General features: G+C 47.0%; 20 protein-coding genes. 9 read left to right on the top strand and 11 right to left on the bottom strand.

Annotated features, from left to right (window positions below; genetic code table 11):
- The first annotated feature begins 484 nt into the window (after window positions 1–484).
- Window positions 485–1,207: a T9SS type A sorting domain-containing protein gene (locus GC178_14695; protein MBI1288813.1), complete on the top strand. Its 723-nt coding sequence runs from the start codon at window positions 485–487 to the stop codon at window positions 1,205–1,207.
- Window positions 1,208–1,263: 56 nt separating this feature from the next.
- Here the strand turns inward: GC178_14695 and GC178_14700 are convergent, their stop codons facing one another.
- Window positions 1,264–3,015, bottom strand: a complete 1,752-nt coding sequence (locus GC178_14700) for a Na+:solute symporter (protein MBI1288814.1) — start codon at window positions 3,013–3,015, stop codon at window positions 1,264–1,266.
- Window positions 3,016–3,153: 138 nt separating this feature from the next.
- Here GC178_14700 and GC178_14705 point away from each other — a divergent pair, with 138 nt between their 5' ends.
- The 5 genes from GC178_14705 (at window position 3,154) to GC178_14725 (ending at window position 7,870) form a co-directional block, all read left to right on the top strand.
- Window positions 3,154–4,050 carry an NTP transferase domain-containing protein gene (locus tag GC178_14705; GenBank protein MBI1288815.1) on the top strand — a complete coding sequence of 299 codons (897 nt, stop codon included), beginning with the start codon at window positions 3,154–3,156 and terminating at the stop codon, window positions 4,048–4,050.
- An 82-nt stretch (window positions 4,051–4,132) separates the two neighbouring features.
- Window positions 4,133–5,107 (top strand): WYL domain-containing protein, encoded by a 975-nt coding sequence (locus GC178_14710; GenBank protein MBI1288816.1) that lies wholly within the window; start codon window positions 4,133–4,135, stop codon window positions 5,105–5,107.
- A complete protein-coding gene (locus GC178_14715) occupies window positions 5,070–6,161 on the top strand; it encodes a hypothetical protein (protein ID MBI1288817.1) in 1,092 nt (363 codons plus the stop codon). Before GC178_14710 ends, GC178_14715 begins: the two co-directional genes overlap by 38 nt.
- A 47-nt stretch (window positions 6,162–6,208) precedes the next feature.
- Window positions 6,209–7,255 (top strand): hypothetical protein, encoded by a 1,047-nt coding sequence (locus GC178_14720; GenBank protein MBI1288818.1) that lies wholly within the window; start codon window positions 6,209–6,211, stop codon window positions 7,253–7,255.
- 165 nt (window positions 7,256–7,420) lie between these two features.
- Window positions 7,421–7,870, top strand: a complete 450-nt coding sequence (locus GC178_14725) for a cold shock domain-containing protein (protein ID MBI1288819.1) — start codon at window positions 7,421–7,423, stop codon at window positions 7,868–7,870.
- A 70-nt stretch (window positions 7,871–7,940) separates the two neighbouring features.
- On the opposite strand, the gene GC178_14730 is transcribed toward GC178_14725, so the two are convergent.
- A complete protein-coding gene (locus tag GC178_14730) occupies window positions 7,941–9,620 on the bottom strand; it encodes an AMP-binding protein (protein ID MBI1288820.1) in 1,680 nt (559 codons plus the stop codon).
- A gap of 160 nt (window positions 9,621–9,780) precedes the next feature.
- On the opposite strand from GC178_14730, the gene GC178_14735 reads away from it, so the two are divergent.
- The 3 genes from GC178_14735 (at window position 9,781) to GC178_14745 (ending at window position 11,084) form a co-directional block, all read left to right on the top strand.
- Window positions 9,781–10,254 carry a hypothetical protein gene (locus tag GC178_14735; GenBank protein MBI1288821.1) on the top strand — a complete coding sequence of 158 codons (474 nt, stop codon included), beginning with the start codon at window positions 9,781–9,783 and terminating at the stop codon, window positions 10,252–10,254.
- A complete protein-coding gene (locus tag GC178_14740) occupies window positions 10,244–10,621 on the top strand; it encodes a hypothetical protein (protein MBI1288822.1) in 378 nt (125 codons plus the stop codon). The genes GC178_14735 and GC178_14740 overlap by 11 nt, the downstream gene beginning before the upstream one ends.
- 118 nt (window positions 10,622–10,739) lie before the next feature.
- On the top strand, window positions 10,740–11,084 hold the full coding sequence (locus GC178_14745; protein ID MBI1288823.1) for a hypothetical protein: 345 nt from the start codon (window positions 10,740–10,742) through the stop codon (window positions 11,082–11,084).
- Window positions 11,085–11,139: 55 nt separating this feature from the next.
- On the opposite strand, the gene GC178_14750 is transcribed toward GC178_14745, so the two are convergent.
- The 9 genes from GC178_14750 to GC178_14790 all read right to left on the bottom strand — a co-directional run bounded on the left by GC178_14750 (window position 11,140) and on the right by GC178_14790 (window position 19,254).
- Window positions 11,140–12,447, bottom strand: coding sequence for a deoxyribodipyrimidine photo-lyase (locus tag GC178_14750; GenBank protein ID MBI1288824.1), 1,308 nt, complete (start codon window positions 12,445–12,447; stop codon window positions 11,140–11,142).
- Between the two features lie 118 nt (window positions 12,448–12,565).
- A complete protein-coding gene (gene folE, locus GC178_14755; GenBank protein ID MBI1288825.1) occupies window positions 12,566–13,261 on the bottom strand; it encodes a GTP cyclohydrolase I FolE in 696 nt (231 codons plus the stop codon).
- Window positions 13,224–13,631, bottom strand: a complete 408-nt coding sequence (locus tag GC178_14760) for a 6-carboxytetrahydropterin synthase (GenBank protein MBI1288826.1) — start codon at window positions 13,629–13,631, stop codon at window positions 13,224–13,226. The genes folE and GC178_14760 overlap by 38 nt, the downstream gene beginning before the upstream one ends.
- A 9-nt stretch (window positions 13,632–13,640) precedes the next feature.
- Window positions 13,641–14,189 (bottom strand): isopentenyl-diphosphate Delta-isomerase, encoded by a 549-nt coding sequence (locus GC178_14765; protein MBI1288827.1) that lies wholly within the window; start codon window positions 14,187–14,189, stop codon window positions 13,641–13,643.
- 70 nt (window positions 14,190–14,259) lie between these two features.
- A complete protein-coding gene (locus GC178_14770; GenBank protein ID MBI1288828.1) occupies window positions 14,260–14,766 on the bottom strand; it encodes a sigma-70 family RNA polymerase sigma factor in 507 nt (168 codons plus the stop codon).
- 423 nt (window positions 14,767–15,189) lie between these two features.
- Window positions 15,190–16,071 (bottom strand): MerR family transcriptional regulator, encoded by an 882-nt coding sequence (locus tag GC178_14775; GenBank protein MBI1288829.1) that lies wholly within the window; start codon window positions 16,069–16,071, stop codon window positions 15,190–15,192.
- Window positions 16,072–16,076: 5 nt separating this feature from the next.
- The gene (locus GC178_14780; GenBank protein MBI1288830.1) at window positions 16,077–16,559 is read right to left on the bottom strand and encodes a hypothetical protein; all 483 of its coding nucleotides are present in this window, start codon (window positions 16,557–16,559) and stop codon (window positions 16,077–16,079) included.
- The gene (locus GC178_14785; protein ID MBI1288831.1) at window positions 16,556–17,461 is read right to left on the bottom strand and encodes a TIGR01777 family protein; all 906 of its coding nucleotides are present in this window, start codon (window positions 17,459–17,461) and stop codon (window positions 16,556–16,558) included. The genes GC178_14780 and GC178_14785 overlap by 4 nt, the downstream gene beginning before the upstream one ends.
- 59 nt (window positions 17,462–17,520) lie before the next feature.
- The gene (locus tag GC178_14790) at window positions 17,521–19,254 is read right to left on the bottom strand and encodes a DUF4397 domain-containing protein (GenBank protein MBI1288832.1); all 1,734 of its coding nucleotides are present in this window, start codon (window positions 19,252–19,254) and stop codon (window positions 17,521–17,523) included.
- Window positions 19,255–19,285 lie beyond the last annotated feature (31 nt).

Consider the following 19,285-nt stretch of genomic DNA (forward strand, 5'->3'; position numbering starts at 1 on the left):
CGCAGGCTCTGCTTACGGCATTTACGGAGTCAACTCCACCATCAACCGAACAGGTTCCAATTTTAGCGGAGGAACAGCCGGTGTTGTTGGAACAGGAGGTGCAGGAACACCAGCAGGGGTTGCTGGCACAGATGGAGCAGTTGGTGAAGTGGCCAATGTGGCCGGAACCATTACCGATAACGTAGGCGTGTTGGCTTTGCAACCTGATCCATGTGTTGAAATTGTGACAACCGACCTTGCAACCTTGGAATTCTGTGCTGGCGATTCTACATCCATTACATTCAATGCGATTGGAAGTTTTACAGGTGCAAATGTGTTCACCGCTCAACTTTCGGATGCCAGCGGAGATTTCACTTCTCCGACTGACATTGGCACATTGAACGGAGCTACGCCCGGAGCGATCACGATTACGTTCCCAGCAAATACGGCTCAAGGAAGTGGCTACCGCGTGCGCGTGAATTCAACAGCCTCTCCAACAACGGGAATGGAAAACGCAACGGATATCACCATCAACGCATTACCAACAGTTGTTGCAAATGCTACTTCGCAAACGGTTTGTGCAGGAGAGCAGATCACACTTTCAGGAAGCGGTGCTGACAGCTACACGTGGAACAATAATGTGACAGACGGTGTCGCTTTCGCACCAACACAATCGGGCTACTTTACTGTTGTTGGAGTGAACAACACCACGCTTTGCTCGAACATGGATTCGGTGATGGTAACGGTGAATGACCTTCCAGACACATCTGTTGTTCAGAATGGAAACCAATTGGCCGCGGTTCTTGCAGGTGCAACGTATCAGTGGGTTGATTGCGATGACAATTTCTCGCCTATCGCCAATGCAACGGATCAGACATTCGTTCCTTCAACTACTGGAAACTATGCATTAGTAGTGACGCAGAACGCCTGTTCCGACACATCATCTTGCTACAATGTGATGACCGTTGGAATTGAGGACGCAACGGCAAAAGAAATCGTGCTTCTACTCTACCCTAACCCAAGCAACGGTGAGTTCAGAATGATCTCGAATGTGGAAAGTCCGATGGAAGTGAACGTGTTCAACATGATGGGACAAACGATCTACACCAGTTCAAATGTGAAGAACAATAGTGTGATCGACCTTCAAGGAGTTGAGAACGGATTGTATTCTATCCGTTTCCACAATGACGAATTGAATGTGCTAAGACAGGTGATCGTAGCGAGGTAGAACTACGAACAATTTGTGTTTCAAAAGCCCAAGCCGCTATGGTTTGGGCTTTTGTTTTAGAACCTTCTCCAGAAGGAAACAAGAATCGCTACAGAAAGTATCGAAACGGTTGCCAACCCTATGCCAAGCATCATATTTCCGTAGATGAAAGAGCCAGCGGAGAAAAGTGCGGTGTAAACCACTACACAACCGAGGAACATCCCAAGAATTTGCAAAGGCAGATTTCCGGAAACTGTCATTCCTTCGGAACGATAGTTCTTCCAACCGATTGTCGGATTGACCTTGGCGCAGAAGCCTTTCAACGTTTCTTCTGTTTCGGACTGCGTTAGAAAGGTAACGGCCAACCAACCAATGGTGGTAATTGCAACACCGATCACCAAATTCCAATGTGCGGCAATCTCAATAAGTTCAAATTTCGGATTAATAATATGGAAGAAGATGGCCACAAGGAATGAGATCACCATCCCGCTGATCTCCGTCCACGCATTGATGCGCCACCAGAACCAGCGCAGGATGAAGATAAGACCCGTGCCAGCTCCAACTTGCAGCAGAATTTCAAACGCCTGCAAAGCGTTATTCAAGACCAAGGCGAACAAAGCTGCGAACGCCATTAGAAGTACCGTAGTTATGCGACCCACCATCACCAGTTCCTTTTCGGAAGCATCAGGCTTCACAAAACGCTGGTAGAAATCGTTGACCACATACGAACTGCCCCAATTCAGGTGGGTTGAAATGGTACTCATGAATGCCGCAATGATAGAAGCGATCACCAGCCCAAGCAATCCGGTAGGCAGTAAAGTGAGCATGGCGGGATAAGCGATGTCATCATTTATTATTCCTATGTCAACATTCGGGAAAGCATTGGAAATACTTTTCAGGTCAGGAAAAACTATGACCGAACACAAGGCGATGATGATCCAAGGCCAAGGTCGCAAAGCGTAATGCGCAATATTGAAAAGCAAGGTTGCGCCCATCGCGTTCTGTTCATCTTTTGCGGCCAACATTCGCTGCGCAATGTATCCGCCACCACCTGGTTCCGCACCTGGGTACCAAACGCTCCACCACTGCACCGCCAACGGAATAATGAGCAATGGAATCAATGCTTCGGTATCAGAGAAGTCTGGAAGAAAATTGGTCAATGAAGCTACTTCCTGATGCGCCAACAGGTTTTCCAATCCGTTAACCTGCGGCAGGTCGAGCATCACATTCGCTGCCCAAACCGTTCCGACCATCGCCAAAATGAACTGAAAGAAATCGGTGATCAGAACGCCACGCAAACCTCCCATCGAACTGTAAAGAACCGTGACAACACTTGCAATCAACAGCGTTTGTTCGGGCGAAAGCCCAAGCATCACGCCACCGATCTTGATGGCGGCCAAACACACCGTGGCCATGATCATCACATTGAAGAAAACACCGAGGTACAAAGCTCGGAAACCTCGGAGAAATGCCGCACTTTTTCCTCCGTAACGTATCTCATAGAACTCCAGATCGGTGAGTACGCCAGACCTCCTCCACAGCTTGGAATAGACAAAAACTGTCAGCATTCCTGTCAGCAGAAACGCCCACCAGACCCAGTTGCCCGAAACGCCATTCTTACGAACGATATCCGTTACCAAATTGGGCGTATCTGCCGAGAAGGTCGTTGCTACCATCGAAATTCCCAACAGCCACCAGGGCATGTTTCTTCCCGAAAGGAAAAACTCTGCTGAACTGCTTCCGGCCTTGCGCGAAACAACAATTCCGATAATGAGCGAAACGATAAAAAAGGCCGCAATGATGGCCTGATCGAGGAGTGTGAGTTGCATGATGGAAATTACGCGGTTGCGAGGCCGCTCATCGCGCATCCTTAACGAAGTATTAACAGGCATGCGTTAATGCTTCGGCAACTCAACAGGCCGCAGAAGAAATGGGCTTTCTATATTCGCGACAAATAACCAATGAACATGAAACCGACACTTCTAATACTTGCAGCAGGAATGGGCAGCCGTTACGGTGGTCTCAAGCAGATCGATCCGCTTGGCCCGAACGGAGAAACCATCATCGAATACTCGATCTACGATGCCATTCAGGCAGGTTTTGGCAAAGTGGTTTTCGTTATCCGCGAGAGTTTTGCGGATGATTTCAAAGCGCGTTTCACAGGGAAGTTCGAGGATAAAATTGAGATCGCGTACGCGTATCAGGATGTGAACACACCTGTTGAAGGTGTAACCGATCTTCCGCATCGCGAGAAACCTTGGGGAACCATGCATGCCGTGTTGGTTGCCAAGGATGTGGTGAACGAGCCTTTCGCGGTTATCAATGCAGATGATTTTTACGGTGCGGATGGCTTCCATCAGGTGGCCGATTTCTTGAAGAATAAGTGCACCGAAGACACGTACACCATGGTCGGTTACGTGCTTCGCAACACGTTGAGCGATCACGGACAGGTAAGTCGTGGTGTTTGTGTAGCTGACAGCGGAAATAACTTGTCGCAAGTTGACGAGCGTACCAAGATCCATTGGGAAGGTGAAAAAGTGGTTTACCACGATGCAGATGGCGCACATGAAGTGGATCCTGACAGCGTTGTTTCCATGAATTTCTGGGGTTTCCACCCGAACATTTTTGAAGTGAGCCGACACATGTTCATCGACTTCGTGAAGGAGAACCGCGATAATCCGAAAGCGGAATTCTTCATTCCGTTGGTGGCCGATAACCTCATCAAAGCGGGCGATGCCAAATTCCCGATTCTGACCAGCAACGACCGTTGGTATGGCGTAACGTATCAGGAAGACCGTCCGATGGTGGTGAACGCCTTCCAAAAACTCGTTGACGAAGGAAAATATCCGAGCCCGCTGTGGTAGACCCCTCTAAATCTCCCCCAAAGGGGAGACTTTTTCTCTCCTCCCTCTTGGGGAGGTCGGGAGGGGCTTTTAATTTTACTGCATGCCAGCCAACAAATACGCCCTACTCCGCTACCGCATTATTGACGATTGCCTGACCAACAAAGGCCGTAAGTTTCCGACCAAGGAAGATTTGCAATACGCTTGTGAACAGGCGCTTTATGGCAGTTCGGGCGAGCGCGTTTCCATCAGTACCATTGAGAAGGATATGTGGGCGATGAAGAACGAGAGCGAACTCGGCTACTACGCGCCCATTGCGTATTCAAAACTTGAGAAAGGCTACTACTACGAAGACCCGAATTACACCATCAAAGAAATCAGTCTGAGCGATGAGGACAAGGAGGCCATCCGCTTTGCGGCCACTACCCTTTTCCAGTTCAAAGACCTATCGATTTTCGATCAGTTCGGGGCGGCCATTCAGAAGATATTCGACCGACTGAACATTTCGCCAGAAATGCAAGACGAAGCAATTGAACGCTTCGTGCAGTTTGAGAACACGCCTGTTGCCAAGGGAACGGAACATCTGCCGCTGTTGCTACAAGCCATCAAAGAAACCCGCGAGGTGCGATTCCGCTATCTTTCATTCTTGGATGAAAGCGAAACCGAGCGCGTGCTGCATCCTTATCTTTTGAAGGAATACCGCAACCGTTGGTACGTGATAGGAAAAGATGCCGAAGCTGGAAAAGTGAAAACATTTGGCCTTGACCGCATCTCCGACCTGTCCATTCGCGAGAACTACTTTACAGTTGATAAGAACTTTGACCCTGAAACGCTTTTCAAGTACAGTTTCGGCATTACAGCAGGCGGTAAACCTGAGAAGGTTGTTTTGAAGTTTGCACCACAGGAAGGCCGTTATGTGAAGGCGCAACCGCTTCATCCAACGCAGAAGATCATCAAGGAAAATGCTGATGGCTTGACCGTTCAACTGAAGGTGATTCCAAGCTATGAGTTGAAGGCGACCATTCGTTCGTTTGGGGATAATGTGGAAGTGCTGGAACCGAACCATCTACTCGACTGATATGCGTCTTCTTGCAATTCTCACCGTGATACTTCTTCTGTCTTCCTGCCAGAAAGACCCCATCGTTCTTACAACAACTGTTTCCACTTTCCGCGAAAGCGGCTTGGCCGTTGATTGGGACAGGTCGGGAAGCAATTTGATCGCCTATTCATCAAAAGGCGCAGACGGCTACTACGATATTCATTTGGCGTTGCCTGATGGTTCGAATGATACCTGCCTGACCTGCGATCATCCCGACCTTCCCAACAGACATATCGGTTCGGCCAGTTGGCATCCTTCGGGAGAATGGTTGATGATCGAGGTTGAAAAAGCGGATCATTCTGGTTCAAGCACAGATGCTTTGCCTGGATTTGGCGCTTACACAGATGTGTGGCTCATCAGCAAAAACGGACAGAAAACCCACAAGATCATCGACATTCCGAACGATTACGACCACGGTGTCATCGCTTCGCGCTTTTCGCCTGATGGAACGCAGATCGTTTGGACGGACCGTAAATCATCTCCAAACCCATTGTGGCCGCCAGAAACCTTCGGGTATTGGCGCATTAAACTGGCCGAGCTGAACTGGAGCGAGGACAGCATTCCGTCCATCTCCAACATCCGAACCTTTGAACCTGATGGAAGCGCATTTTACGAATGCTACGGGTTCAGTCCTGATGGCAGCAAACTGATCCTTTGCAGCAGTGTGAATCAGGCAAGTACCTGGGACCAACGCATCTACACCCTTGATCCGATATCTGGCGAATTCATCAAACTGACCGACAAGGATTATAACGAACATGCGTTCTACACGCCAGATGGTTCGCAGATAGTTTGGATGACGAACAAGGACGCACAATACGGTGGAAGTGATTGGTGGATGATGAACGCGGATGGAAGTAATAAGCATCGCCTCACCTATTTCAACAACCCTGATAACGAACAGGATATGGGGCATGCGGTTTGGGCTGGGCTCGGCTCGTTCAGTCCAGAAGGCGACAGATTTATCGGTGGTCTTCAACTCGACCTCGTATCTCAGGAAGGGAAAATTGTAATGGTTGAACTGAACCCGTAACCGTCTGTTCTTATACAAACCCTAAATTCGCCTGCAAACCATTGATCATGAAAGCACTACTTACGTCCATTCTCTGCCTCACAGTTTCAGTAAACGTATTCTCGCAGGAACTCTTGGCCCAAGCCAAACCTGTCGATTCGGACGAATGGGGATACATCAATCCGAAAGGCGATTTTATCATCCCCGCCCAATACAGGAATTGCAATGCCTTTTCCAGCGATGGTCTGGCTGCCATCTATGACAAAAAGTCGAAGCAGTTCTACTTTATTGACACCAAGAACAATAGATTGGAAACGGATGTGAAAGATTTCAAACTGAAGAACATTTTTGGTTTTGGCACCGTGGGATTTGTCGATAACATGGCCATGGTGGAAATTGATAGGAAGTGGGGATACTTGGACAAAAAAGGTCATCTGTCCGTTGCCGCCAAATATGACGATGCTACGGTTTTCGATAACGGTTACGCGCTGGTAAAATCGAAGGATAAATGGCTGATAATTGACAAAGTGGGAACTGAGCAACCGATACAGGAAAACGTGGAGGATGCCAAACATTTTCAGGAAGGACTTGCTCCAGTAAAAGTTGGCGACAATTATGGATTTGTGAATACTACGGGGAAATTAGTGGTCGAAGCGAAGTTTAAAAGTGTCGGTTATTTTGTCCACGGAAAGGCCTGGGCTAAAACCGAAAGCGGGAAGATCGGTTTCATAGACCCATCTGGCAACTGGGTTATCGAACCGATATACGATGCGGCAAAGGACGGTTCGTATAGCACGGCATGTACACGCGTCAAAGAAAATGACCAATGGAAATTTATTGACAAGAAAGGTACTGTTGTTGACGCGGCAAGTGCTGACTCCTATGGCAATTTTGAAGACGGATTGGCCTATGCAAAGGTCGGTGGACTGGTAGGCTTTATTTCAGCAACAGGTGCTTGGGCCATTGAACCTCAGTTTGAAGCTGTACGTGATTTCAAAAATGGTTATGCTGCCGCGAAGCAAGGCGACAAATGGGGTTTTATTGACAAAACTGGCAACTGGGTCATCAAGCCTCAGTTCGATAGTGTCAAGGATTTCGAAAAAGCTGGAAAATAGCTTTCCGTCTCATATTTGGTATCTTTGTCTCGCTGCCGTTGAGTTTATTTGGTGTTCAGCGGCCATCGATATTGCTCCCCGAGTGCGCCTTCAGTTTGTGTGCTTAGCCTGTGATCCCTCGGTTTTCATGCACCAAACGCAATTAAAACAAGCAGATTAATATCTATGGGTAGATCTCAAGAAACATTCGGAAAAAAAGAACGGGAAAAGAAAAAAGCGAAGAAGCGTAAAGAGAAGGAAGAGGCCAGATTGGCAAGAAAGGAAGAAGGGAAAAGCAGCTTTGACGACATGATTGCCTACGTTGACGAGAACGGAATGATCGTTGACACACCACCGGATCCAACTGCAAAAAAGCAGGAGATCAAAGCCGAAGATATTGAGCTCGGAATTCCCAAAAAGACGGAAGAGGATGAACCTACCGTTCGCAAGGGCGTGGTTTCATTCTTCAATAGCGAAAAAGGCTACGGTTTCATAAAAGATGCTGACTCTGGCGAAAGTATTTTCGTTCACGTGAACAACACTTTGGAAGAAATCAAGGAGAACAACTTGGTAACCTTTGAAATGCAACCTGGATTGAAAGGTCCAGAAGCTGCCAAGGTTCAAGTGGTTCGATAATCCTGCAAAAGACATCACTAAAAAGGGCCGCAAATTGCGGCCCTTTTCATTTTACGGCATCATCCTAAGATCAGGCAGGTTGCTTCGCCTTTTCTTCATCGCGAAGTGCTCTACGCAGAATCTTACCAACGTTTGTCTTCGGAAGCTCATCTCTGAACTCGATGTGCTTCGGACGCTTGTAACCTGTCAGTTCTTCGTGGCAGTAAGCTTTCAACTCCTCTACAGTCAGCGATTGGTCTTTCTTCACCACAAAGATCTTAACCGCCTCGGTCGATTTTTCATCTGGAACACCAACTGCCGCTACTTCCAGCACCTTTGGATGCGAGGCAACCACGTCTTCTACTTCGTTCGGATAGACATTGAATCCTGAAACAAGGATCATGTCCTTGATACGGTCAACGATGGTGAAGAATCCATCTTCACTCATCACGGCCACGTCACCTGTACGCAACCAACCGTCCTTAATGACATTGGCAGTTTCCTCAGGACGGTTATAGTAGCCTTGCATCACTTGCGGCCCTTTGATGTTGATCTCGCCACGCTCACCAACTGGGACTTCATTCCCATCCTCATCACACAATTTCATTTCTGTTGAAGGAACTGGCACGCCAATGGTTCCGATGCGAGCGCGCCCATCCAGTGGGTTGGCCGAAGCTACAGGCGAACTTTCTGTCAATCCGTACCCTTCCACCAACAGGTTTCCAGTTACATCACGCCATTTCTCCGCAACTGCTTTCTGAATGGCCATGGCACCACCGATGACAGCTTTTACCGAGCTGAAATCCAGTTGTTTGAACTCTTCATTGTTTAACAGGCCGTTGAAGAGTGTGTTCACACCTGTCATCACCGTCCACTTGTGTTTGCCAAGCTCTTTCACGAAAGCTGGAATGTCACGAGGATTCGTGATCAAAACGTTCTTTCCTCCCAAACAGATGAAAGAAAGACAGTTCACCGTCAAGGAGAAGATGTGATACATCGGCAAAGGCGTAACGATAATCTCCTTGCCTTCTTCAAGCACATTTCCCATCCAGCCTTTCATCTGCTCCATGTTTGCAATCACATTACGATGCGAAAGCACGGCTCCTTTCGAAACACCCGTTGTTCCACCAGTATACTGAAGGAAAGCGGTATCTGTGTTCTTGATCTCAACTGGCTTCACTTTCAGACCTCGGTCTTTCACCAACTCACGGAAATCGATCGTGTTCTTTATGCTGTAAGGCGGCACCATTTTCTTCACGTGCTTCAGCACCAGATTCACAATAAACTGCTTTGGCTGCGGAAAGAGGTCTGGAATCTGCGTTACGATGACATGCTTCACCGTTGTCTTGTGCAAACATTCTTGCAATTCAGCACAAAAGTTGGCAACGATCACAAGTGCTTTGGCGCCTGCATCATTCAACTGATGCTCCATTTCGCGCGATGTGTAAAGCGGGTTGACATTCACCACAACCAATCCAGCCAAGAAAGAACCGTAAATACAAACGGGGTATTGAAGCAGGTTCGGCATCTGAATGGCGATCTTATCACCTGGTTTCAGGTCGGTATTGTTCTGAATCCAAGCAGCAAAATTGTGCGCCTTTCGCTTCAGTTGGTTGAAGGTCATCGGAACACCCATGTTCTCAAAAGCCACCTTATCCCCGAACTTATCGCAGCTCTCTTCAAATGCTGCAACGATGTTGGGATAACTGTCAGGGTTTATCTCTTTCGGAACGCCTCCTGTGTAATGCTGATACCAAACAAAATCTGCCATGTAACTCTATTTTTTTTAGTGAATTGGGGGAATGGAGAACAAATCTAATGTTTGAATCAGTTCTGCCTATGCTGCGAAAGGAATTGCAACAAATTTTCACTCCGTAAATAGTTTACGATGTGCTGCTGTTGGTTTGCTGACGTAATCAAAACAACACGTTATGAAAAGCAGCAAAAACAACACAAAAGAACTTGTTCTGGAAGTAGCCAAAGATGGTTTCCGAAGATTGGTTTACCGCACTTGGAACAATGATGGAAGCGTTCTTTTTCTGGAGGAAAGTGATCTGGAAGATTTCTCACGCCCCATTTGTGAAAACAACGATTTCAATGTGTTCTTCTCGGAGCGAGACCTCTGGAAGTCATTCACCGATTACACATCAAGCGAAGGCGTTCTGAACCGTTCGGTCTGGCATGAAACTGCCGATGAATGGCTTCAGTTGAAACCACTTTTCATCCATCAGGATATGAAACTTCTGATTCAGAATTCGCTGGCAGACGCAACCCGTGAGATCCAGATCAATGATACCCGAAAAATTGACGGTATCAGGATGTGGTTACGCGCCTTGTCCAAACCAACTCAGAAACTGGAAAAAGCTGTTACAAACCCTCTTGAAACTTACCGTCATGCTGTCTAAACACACATACTTCACCACCGAAAACCTGAGTACAAATCCGTTATTGGTTCAGCACCGCGCGTGGCTTGGTGCTATGGATAAAAGCGAAGTTCCGTATGTCTATCATCACTTGCGAAAAGGCTGCATTCTTCAACTGCATTCGGTTTCGGGTTCAGATTCCCGCCATTTGATGTACACAGTGAAATATGGATCCTACTTTCTGGGCGTGTTGAGCAGTTCGTTGGCAAGACGCGTGCAACAACTCGAATTGGAAGGAAAGGTGTATCGATTGACCATCTCCAATATTGTCAAGGAAAAGTACCTGCCACCGACCGCCATCGAGGTGGAACTGGAGTGCGAATCAGGATTTCTCACAGATGCTGCGTGATTCACGTAACAACAAGTTTTGAATACAGAATTGAACATTCAATTGTTGATAAAGATGCAACATTCCGACAAACGGAGTAGCACACGGATCCTACATTCGCGGCATCAAACAAACCAACATGCGTCCCCAATTTATGAAGCAGTTTTTCGGTATTCTCATGATTTCTTCCGTAGCGTTCGGAAGTCATGCAAATAACGTTATAGGTGAACCTAATTCAGAGAAATCGGTCATCATCTATTCTGAGGTAAAAACCAATATGCTCAGCATTCAGGTTGATGACCAATTGGCTGGAACGTCCGTAACCGTTTCCATTTTCAATTCCATCGGTGAAATTGTGCTGGAGAACACACTTGGGTTGGGCTTGAACAAGATCAGCGTAGCTGGTTTGGAGAAAGGCGAATATATAGCTGTTGTGCGCGAGAATGGCGTTTACACCAGTAAATCCTCTTTCGAGGTAAAATAACCTCAACCGTTTTTGATCACACGAAGCTCGGTTCGCCTCAGGCGAATCGGGCTTTTTATTTGAGCGCGATTTTGTAACGGTCAAGCGCACGTTCACGAGCAAACTTGTGCTCGATAATAGGTTTGGGATATGTCAGTTCTTGAAATTCTGGCACCCACTTTTGGATGTATTTCAACTGCGGATCGAACTTCTGCGTTTGCAGATCAGGATTGAACACGCGGAAATACGGAGCAGCATCGCAACCTGAACCTGCCGCCCATTGCCACCCTCCATTGTTGCTTGATAGCTCAAAATCCAATAGTTTCTTGGCGAAATAAGCTTCGCCCCAACGCCAGTCCAGCAACAGATGTTTGGTAAGGAAACTGGCCACCACCATCCGAACGCGATTGTGCATCCAACCTGTTTCATTCAGTTCACGCATGCCAGCATCCACGATCGGATAACCCGTTTCGCCTTTGCACCAGGCTTCGAAGTGTTTTTCATTTCGCTCCCACGCTATTTGGTCGTATTGCGGTTTGAACGCACCACCGACCACATGCGGAAAATGCCACAGGATCATCATGTAGAAATCCCGCCAAATGAGTTCGTTCAAGAATTTGCCGTTGGTCTCCTGTGCCATTCGCGCCAGTTTTCTGATGCTAATGGTTCCGAACCGCAGATGAACACTTAATCGTGATGTTCCATGGATGCTCGGAATATCCCGTGTGTTGTGGTAATTCTTGATGATGTCCAATTCCACTTCTGAAGAAGGAACATCAACATAAGTTTTCAGAAAACCGATTTCTTCTAAACTTGGGAAATGGGCTGCTTCGAACTTCAAAAAGTTGTCGAAATACTTCTCCGTTGGATATGAACTCAGGTAAAATGCATTCACCTTCTCTTTCCACTTCTTGGAATATGGCGTGTAAACCGTGTATGGCTTTCCGTCATCCTTCAGCACCTCATCTTTTTCGAAAATGCATTGGTCCTTTGAGGTGTGGAAACCCGCTCTGTTTTCATTCAGCAATTCAGCAATTTGCCTGTCACGTTCTTGCGCGTAAGGCTCATAATCGTGATTGGTGAAAACCGCTTTGACCGAATATGCCGAAAGCAACTTCTTGTAAACCTCCAACGGACTTCCGTGAAATACCAGCAAATCGGAACCCAACGCCTTTAGTCGCGATTTGAGCTCTTCCAGCATTCGATGAATGAAATCAACACGCCTGTCTGCTTTGTCTTCCAGTTTGGAGAGAATGTGCTGATCGAAAATGAAAATGGGTAAGACGGGATTTCCTGAGCGCAAGGCGTGATACAATCCTGCGTTGTCATCCAATCGCAGATCGCGCCTGAACCAAAAAACAGATACTTCTCTCTTATCAGTCATTCTGGATTTATTTCAGAAACTAAACCCAAGATGCTGAAACAAGTTCAGCATGACGGGAAAAAATAAAAAACCCCATCCGCCTCAGGCGGACAGGGTTCATTTATCGGTCAAGAAAAATCTACTTCGTTCCGTAAACGTACTGCAGGAACTCCTTCTTGGTTTCTTCATTTTGGAATGCGCCACCGTAGCTGGCCGTAACCGTGCTGCTGCTCGTGTCCTCTACTCCACGCAATGACACACACATGTGTTTGGCATCAATGATCACCGCCACATCTTCCGTACCCAACGCTTCTTTCAGTTCGTTGGCAATTTGCATGGTCATGCGTTCCTGAACCTGTGGTCGCTTGGCGAAATAATCGACAATGCGGTTGAGTTTGGATAGACCGACAACCTTACCACTGTTGATGTAAGCCACGTGAGCCACACCGATGATCGGCACAAAATGGTGCTCACAGAACGAATGGACCTTGATATCCTTTTCCACCAACATTTCGTTGTAGCCGTACTTGTTCTCGAAGAGTTTGACGTCAGGTTTATTCATCGGGTTCAGCCCGCTGAAAACCTCTTCCACGTACATTTTGGCCACGCGCATAGGTGTTCCTTGAAGACTATCGTCAGACAGATCCAAGCCAAGCGTGTCCATGATGTAAGCAAAATGCTCCGCGATCTTCGCCATCTTTTCCTTGTCGGAAAGGACGTGCGCATCAGGCTTCATCGGTGTTTCGAGCGTTGTGGAGATGTGGTTATCGCCAACCTCTTCGATCAACTCGATGTCTCTATCCTTCAAATTCAACAAAATTCCGTTCTGTCTCATGTAAAACGATTTTTAGCTCCAATTCCTTCTTCAAATGTGGTCGAAGCTTGTTCCAAATAACCACCGCGATATTCTCTGCTGTGGGGTTCAAATTCTTGAATTCTTCTGTGTCCAAATTGAGGTTGCGGTGATCGAAAGGCTTCTCAACATATTCGCTGATCAGCGCCTTCAATTCCTTCATATCGATGACGTAACCCGTTTCAGGGTCAATTGTTCCCTTCACGCTTACGGTCAGTTCATAATTGTGGCCGTGGTAGTTCGGGTTGTTGCATTTTCCGAACACCTCATTGTTCTTCTCCTCTGTCCAACTTGGGTTGAAAAGTCGATGGGCGGCATTGAACTGCGCCTTTCTGCTGACGGTTACTTTCATCATCCTACATTATACTCCCACCGACCGCAGCCGATGTTCCATTCCTGTAAGGTGATCCCTGAACTTATCGATGATAATGCGGAACCAGATCGAGTAGCGTTCTGGCCTGTTGGCCGCGTCCGTGAATACCTTATCTAACGATGCAAAAGTACAATCTTCTGCCTCGTTTGGGTTCAATTCTATTTTCCCTTCGTGAACTCCGAAGAAAACATGATCGAATTCGTTCTCAATGAGGCCATTTTCAACCTCGCCTTTGTACACGAATGAGAACTGTTCTTCCAACTTGGTTTCGATGCCCATTTCCTCTTTCAACCTGCGCGAAGCACATTCCAAATTGGTTTCTCCATCTCGCGGATGCGTACAACACGTGTTGGTCCACAGTCCCGCACCGTGGTATTTGGTGGCTGCGCGCTTCTGTAACAGCAATTCGCCCTTTTTGTTGAAGATGAACACGGAAACCGCCCGATGCAACACGCCTTTCTGATGCGCTTCCAACTTTTCCATCAGACCGATCTGCTCGTCCTGCTCATTGACCAATATGACTTTTTCAGTACTCATTGAACAAACAAAAGTCGTCAACTTTCGAAAAGTTGACGACTTTCCAAGATCCATCAGAATTGCCTAATGCTCAATTACGATAATCCTTCAGGTCTTTCATCAAGGACTGCTTCGCAAAATAGATGCGGCTTTTCACAGTACCGATCGGAATATCCAGGTGCGCTGCGATCTCTTTGTACTTGTACCCTTTCAGGTGCATGGTGAACGGAATACGTGTATTGTCGTCCAAAGCATCTATCACCTTGTTGATTTCCTTGGTGGCGTGCATGCTTTCTGGCGTATCGTCCATTGTGGCAGGCACAAAATCCAACACTTCCACCTCATCTTTTGTGGTGATCACCGTATTGGCACGCTTCATCTTGCGGTACTGGTTGATGAACGTGTTCTTCATAATGGTGTGCAACCACGCTTTGAAGTTGGTGTTCGGTGTATACTTATCCTGGTAAGTGATGGCTTTTACCATGGTTTCCTGTAGGAGGTCTTGGGCATCCTCCCTGTTCTTTGTCAGACTCAGAGCGAAATACTCCAACACATCGCTCATTTTCAGGAGTCTGTCGTTAAATGTTAATGCTGACATGACTTATATGATTTTGTTTAACAATCTAATTAAATGGTTGAACAAACATAGATTTCAATGTTTAAACATCCAAACTTTTGTTCAACTTTTTTTCATCATTTTTAGACATTCTACGCAGTAACGCCTCTAAAACCTCAGTATTGCCAAGGTTTTCAGCGCAAATGTTAAACAATCTTAAAGGGGATTTCCAGCTCGTTAATGCTGGAAATGGTTATCGGTTAACGGATTTATAAAGTAAACGGTACAAAAGCGTTGAGTTCCTTCCTTCTTCAGGAAAACAAGAACAAAGTTTGGCTGCTTTTCCGAACGCAGTGAGGAACCTCAGCTCGAACCCATCAACTTTACAATTCTGTTGGTTAATGATAATAGTTATTAGGAGAGATAGCTTTTCCAATAGCTAAAAACTCAATAACGAATGGCCATTTAACGCTTCTCGATGAGAGAAATGAAGTCGTAAGGCGTGTGAACGGGCTTTACGTTCTTAGGTAACGAACAGTCTTGGTGGCACACCTGATAACCCGATGCATAGATGGTTTTGTCTTTGAATTCTTTTCCCAGTCTGTTGAGGTAATTCTGCATGTGACCACCAGGGGAGTTGGCAACAAATGCAGTAACCAACACATCGGGTTTGTGCGCCTTTACCACCTTTACCACATCATCATACGGAACCGACTGCCCAAGATAGAACGTCTCGTACCCACGTTTTTTCATCAGATAACGGAAGAAAAGCAGCCCCATTTCGTGGTATTCTCCTTCGGGAAGAAAGAGCAATGCCTTTCTCGCGTTTACAAGATCGGGCTGATAGGCCTGATCAATGGCCACGTACAATTTTTGAATGATGAGACTACTGATGAAATGCTCCTGAGCGGGGTTGATGTCGTCCGTTTGCCACATCACTCCTACTTTCTGAAGAAATGGATAGAGAATTCGGATGGCTGTATCCTCAAAACCGATACGCAGCGTGCTATCGCCCAATATCTTCTCAAACTTTCTTCTATCCAGATCGACCATGGCCACCACCAGCATGTCTATCTGAACTTGAAACTCCGCCTCCTTCTCGTTCAATTTCTCCAATTCCGTGTTCATCGTCTGCTGACAGAACTTGGCAATCTTGGAAATCTTGAAACCGTGGTTGTTGAGAATGGCCACGTTGAGCAACTTCTTCAACTCACAGTCAGAATACTTGCGGATGTTAGTATCGGTCCGATCGGGTTTGATGATGTTGTACCGCTTCTCCCAAATACGGATGGTGTGGGCCTTTATGCCCGAAAGCTTTTCCAGATCGCTGATACTGTAGTTGCCCATGGCTATTACTCTGACGCTTCTGTTAACACACTTTTAACAAACTTGTTCTCAAGTACACGAAATCTGTATTCAAATATGCCTTTAACCTTACGTTCGATGAAAAGGGCATTGATCAACTTACCAACAATCCCAAGTGGAACACGGTAATGCAAAATATCGGTCATCAATGTGCCATTCTCCATCTCTTCGAAAATGTGCTGATGATGCCAGAAAGCGTACGGTCCAAAACGCTGCTCATCCACAAACATTTTGCGGTCTTGCACATGCGTTATCTCGGTGACCCATCCCATTTTCATCATCGGGAAAGGCGTGACATTATACTGAATGATCTGCCCTTCGTACATCTTCGGAATGTTCTCCGTCAGAATCTCAAACTGCATATCATCTGGCGTGATCTCGTTCAGATTTTCGGGGCGAGAGAAGAAATCCCAAGCCTCATCCAATGAAATGGGCAGTAACTGTCGGTATTCCTGTCGGTGAAGTTTCATTGTAAAAGATCGTTGAGTGCTTCCTGCAATTGTGGATGGGTGAATTCGAACCCCGCATCCATGATCTTCTGTGATGAGACACGTGATCCTTCCGTGACCACTTTGGCCATTTCGCCCATTACGGTACTTACCAAAAACTTCGGAACGGAAGGAAGGAAAACAGGTCGTTTCAACGACTTCCCAATCCTCTGAATGAACTTGGTCTGTGTGGCATTTTCTGGAGCCACCGCATTGTAAGCTCCGTGCATGTGGTTGTTCTCCACCGCATGCAGATAAATGGAAGTCATATCATCAATATGAATCCACGGCATCCATTGCTTGCCCGAACCGATGGCCGCGCCAACTCCAAATCTTACAGGTATTGAAAGCTTGGGAAGCGCACCATCACCTTTCATCAACACAATTCCAGTTCGCACGCGCACTTCTCTATCGGCAACAGGTTTGAAAGATTGAACTGCGTCTTCCCACAGTTTACAGGTGGAACCAAGAAAATCATTCGCGGGAGCGTCTTCTTCGGTGAAAACCTTTTCTGAAGTAACCGCACCATAATAACCGACTGCGGAAGATGAGATGATGGCCTCAATACATTGGTTCCTTTTCTTCAAAACGTCAGAAAGAAGTTGCAAGGGTTTTACGCGGCTTTCAATAATTTCCTGCTTGCGCGATGGCGACCAAGGTTTATCGGCAATTCCTGCACCAGCCAGATGGATAATGTGCGTCACATCCTTCAAGGCACGTTCATCCAACGTTCCTTTTTGCAGGTCCCACGTGAAACTTGGAACATCCAAATTCTTGTGAACTGAACGGCCAATAATTGCCACAGCATGTCCATGCTCGCGCAGCTTTGGAATAAGCCTGCGACCAATGGAACCCGAACCGCCTGTTATGAGAATATGTGCCATTTCTTTAATGAAAAGCGCCCCGTCCCTTTCGGAACGGGACGCTCTATTCTGCAGGGAAATTATCGAACTACTTGCAGTTTTGTAGATACAACACCTGAGTTGGTGCGTAGGTTCACGAAGTAGAATCCTGGTGCCATTTCCGAAGCTGGAATCTCCACTCTGTGATTTCCAGAAAGCATCTCTCCGAAGCTTCGCACAAATACGCGCTGACCCATTGTGTTCACCACTTCCAAGTTGATGTTCTCTTTTTCGACCAGATCAAAGAACATGGTGGCATTATCATTTGTAGGATTTGGGAACAGAACTGAGTTGCTGATGGATTGCACCTCCTCAATTCCCGTCACATTGCTCAACGGAACCAATGCGCCTTGCGTTCCCAATGAAACCCACAGTCCGAAACCTGCTCCATTGGAATTCATGCTTGGGTCTAAGAAACCTGAGGCAAGCACCGTGATGGCGGCATCTTCCAGCATCAGGTCGGCCAACGGTGCTGCAAATGAAGCTACGTTGGTTGTACCTGTTTGATCCTGAATGGTCAGCTGATAATTCGATGTCCCCAATTCCAAATATCCCTGAAATTCTCCGTACGAGATATTGTCTACAACAGTCCCAGCACCGACTCCCGTTTCGGCAACATCAACTGTTGGCGCATCGGTAGAACCATGATATACGAGAACATCTGTCTGACTCATACCTTGGCTGGCCGCAGCCTCTCTTGCACCTTCGTAAATATCCAGCCCAAATGCTGGAGCAGGTGAGTAACCAGAACCACTTACGATTCCGTTTGCAATGGCGATATAGGTCTCTCCCGACTTTAAGAATGGAATATCGATCGTACCGACCGAACCACCGATTCCTGCACCATCAGGAGCTACATCAATGGCCAATGGCATTCCCGCTGGCACATCAATGAAGCCAGTAGTGGTTCTGAACTCAAAGTTTGGAATTGCCTCGCTGCCGTTGATGAATACATCCACAATGGCAGCGGCAGCATCTGCAGAATTATGGATAACTTCCAAACGCGCCATTGCAGTCGGCAGTTCCAACAATGGACCAGCAGCCCCTGTCGATACGAAAAGGCCGAAAGCCGCACCATTGCTGTTCATCGATGGATCGAGGAAACCTGAAGCAAGTACTGTAATCGCTGCTCCGTCCACTCCAAGCGTTGCCAATGGCGCATCGAAAGCCGCAACAGCAGCTCCACTTGCAGCAGCTTGAACCTGTAAGGTGTAATCCTCAACTCCCAGGGTCAGATAACCTTGAAATTCTGAATACGAAAGGTCGTTCACGGCCTGTGCATTCAGAACGGCCAATTCCTGCACGTCTACCATTGGCGCATCTGTTGCACCGTGGTAGACCAACACATCGTTGGTTCCCGAACCACCTGTTGCCGATTCTCTCGCTCCAGTATAGATGTCTAAACCAAAAGCAGGAGCCGGCATGTATCCGCTTGGAGAAATGATACCATTCGCAATGGCGATGTATGTCTCGCCAGCGGTCAACGGTCCAACCGGTACGGTGGCAATAATGTCTCCTGGGCCAGTACTTGTTGAAGGTGCCACACCGATGGAAAGCGCCACTCCAGCAGGTACGTCAACAAATCCAGAAGAAGTTCTGAATGCGAAGTCGTCAATGAACGGTGAAGCTCCTCCATTCACGTACACGTCAACCACGGCCGCAGCGGCATCAGCAGAATTGTGAATGACCTCCAGTCTTGCAGTTTGAGCTTGAGCAACGCTGACCGAAGTAAAGCCTGCCAGCATCACGGAGAGAAATAGTTTTGTGTTTTTCATGATGTTGTTTTTATGGTTTGGCGATACAACA

This window comes from Flavobacteriales bacterium (genome assembly GCA_016124845.1).
Taxonomy (GTDB): Bacteria; Bacteroidota; Bacteroidia; order UBA10329; family UBA10329; genus UBA10329.

Coding starts and splice junctions, on each gene's coding strand:
- GC178_14780 (MBI1288830.1), bottom strand. CDS start 16,559: ATGAAACTTCACCGACAGGAATACCGACAGTTACTGCCCATTTCATTG.
- GC178_14715 (MBI1288817.1), top strand. CDS start 5,070: ATGTGGAAGTGCTGGAACCGAACCATCTACTCGACTGATATGCGTCTT.
- GC178_14735 (MBI1288821.1), top strand. CDS start 9,781: ATGAAAAGCAGCAAAAACAACACAAAAGAACTTGTTCTGGAAGTAGCC.
- GC178_14740 (MBI1288822.1), top strand. CDS start 10,244: ATGCTGTCTAAACACACATACTTCACCACCGAAAACCTGAGTACAAAT.
- GC178_14720 (MBI1288818.1), top strand. CDS start 6,209: ATGAAAGCACTACTTACGTCCATTCTCTGCCTCACAGTTTCAGTAAAC.
- GC178_14700 (MBI1288814.1), bottom strand. CDS start 3,015: ATGCAACTCACACTCCTCGATCAGGCCATCATTGCGGCCTTTTTTATC.
- GC178_14730 (MBI1288820.1), bottom strand. CDS start 9,620: ATGGCAGATTTTGTTTGGTATCAGCATTACACAGGAGGCGTTCCGAAA.
- GC178_14785 (MBI1288831.1), bottom strand. CDS start 17,461: ATGGCACATATTCTCATAACAGGCGGTTCGGGTTCCATTGGTCGCAGG.
- GC178_14775 (MBI1288829.1), bottom strand. CDS start 16,071: ATGGGCAACTACAGTATCAGCGATCTGGAAAAGCTTTCGGGCATAAAG.
- GC178_14770 (MBI1288828.1), bottom strand. CDS start 14,766: ATGTCAGCATTAACATTTAACGACAGACTCCTGAAAATGAGCGATGTG.
- GC178_14790 (MBI1288832.1), bottom strand. CDS start 19,254: ATGAAAAACACAAAACTATTTCTCTCCGTGATGCTGGCAGGCTTTACT.
- folE (MBI1288825.1), bottom strand. CDS start 13,261: ATGAGACAGAACGGAATTTTGTTGAATTTGAAGGATAGAGACATCGAG.
- GC178_14745 (MBI1288823.1), top strand. CDS start 10,740: ATGCGTCCCCAATTTATGAAGCAGTTTTTCGGTATTCTCATGATTTCT.
- GC178_14765 (MBI1288827.1), bottom strand. CDS start 14,189: ATGAGTACTGAAAAAGTCATATTGGTCAATGAGCAGGACGAGCAGATC.
- GC178_14705 (MBI1288815.1), top strand. CDS start 3,154: ATGAAACCGACACTTCTAATACTTGCAGCAGGAATGGGCAGCCGTTAC.
- GC178_14750 (MBI1288824.1), bottom strand. CDS start 12,447: ATGACTGATAAGAGAGAAGTATCTGTTTTTTGGTTCAGGCGCGATCTG.
- GC178_14695 (MBI1288813.1), top strand. CDS start 485: ATGGAAAACGCAACGGATATCACCATCAACGCATTACCAACAGTTGTT.
- GC178_14725 (MBI1288819.1), top strand. CDS start 7,421: ATGGGTAGATCTCAAGAAACATTCGGAAAAAAAGAACGGGAAAAGAAA.
- GC178_14760 (MBI1288826.1), bottom strand. CDS start 13,631: ATGAAAGTAACCGTCAGCAGAAAGGCGCAGTTCAATGCCGCCCATCGA.
- GC178_14710 (MBI1288816.1), top strand. CDS start 4,133: ATGCCAGCCAACAAATACGCCCTACTCCGCTACCGCATTATTGACGAT.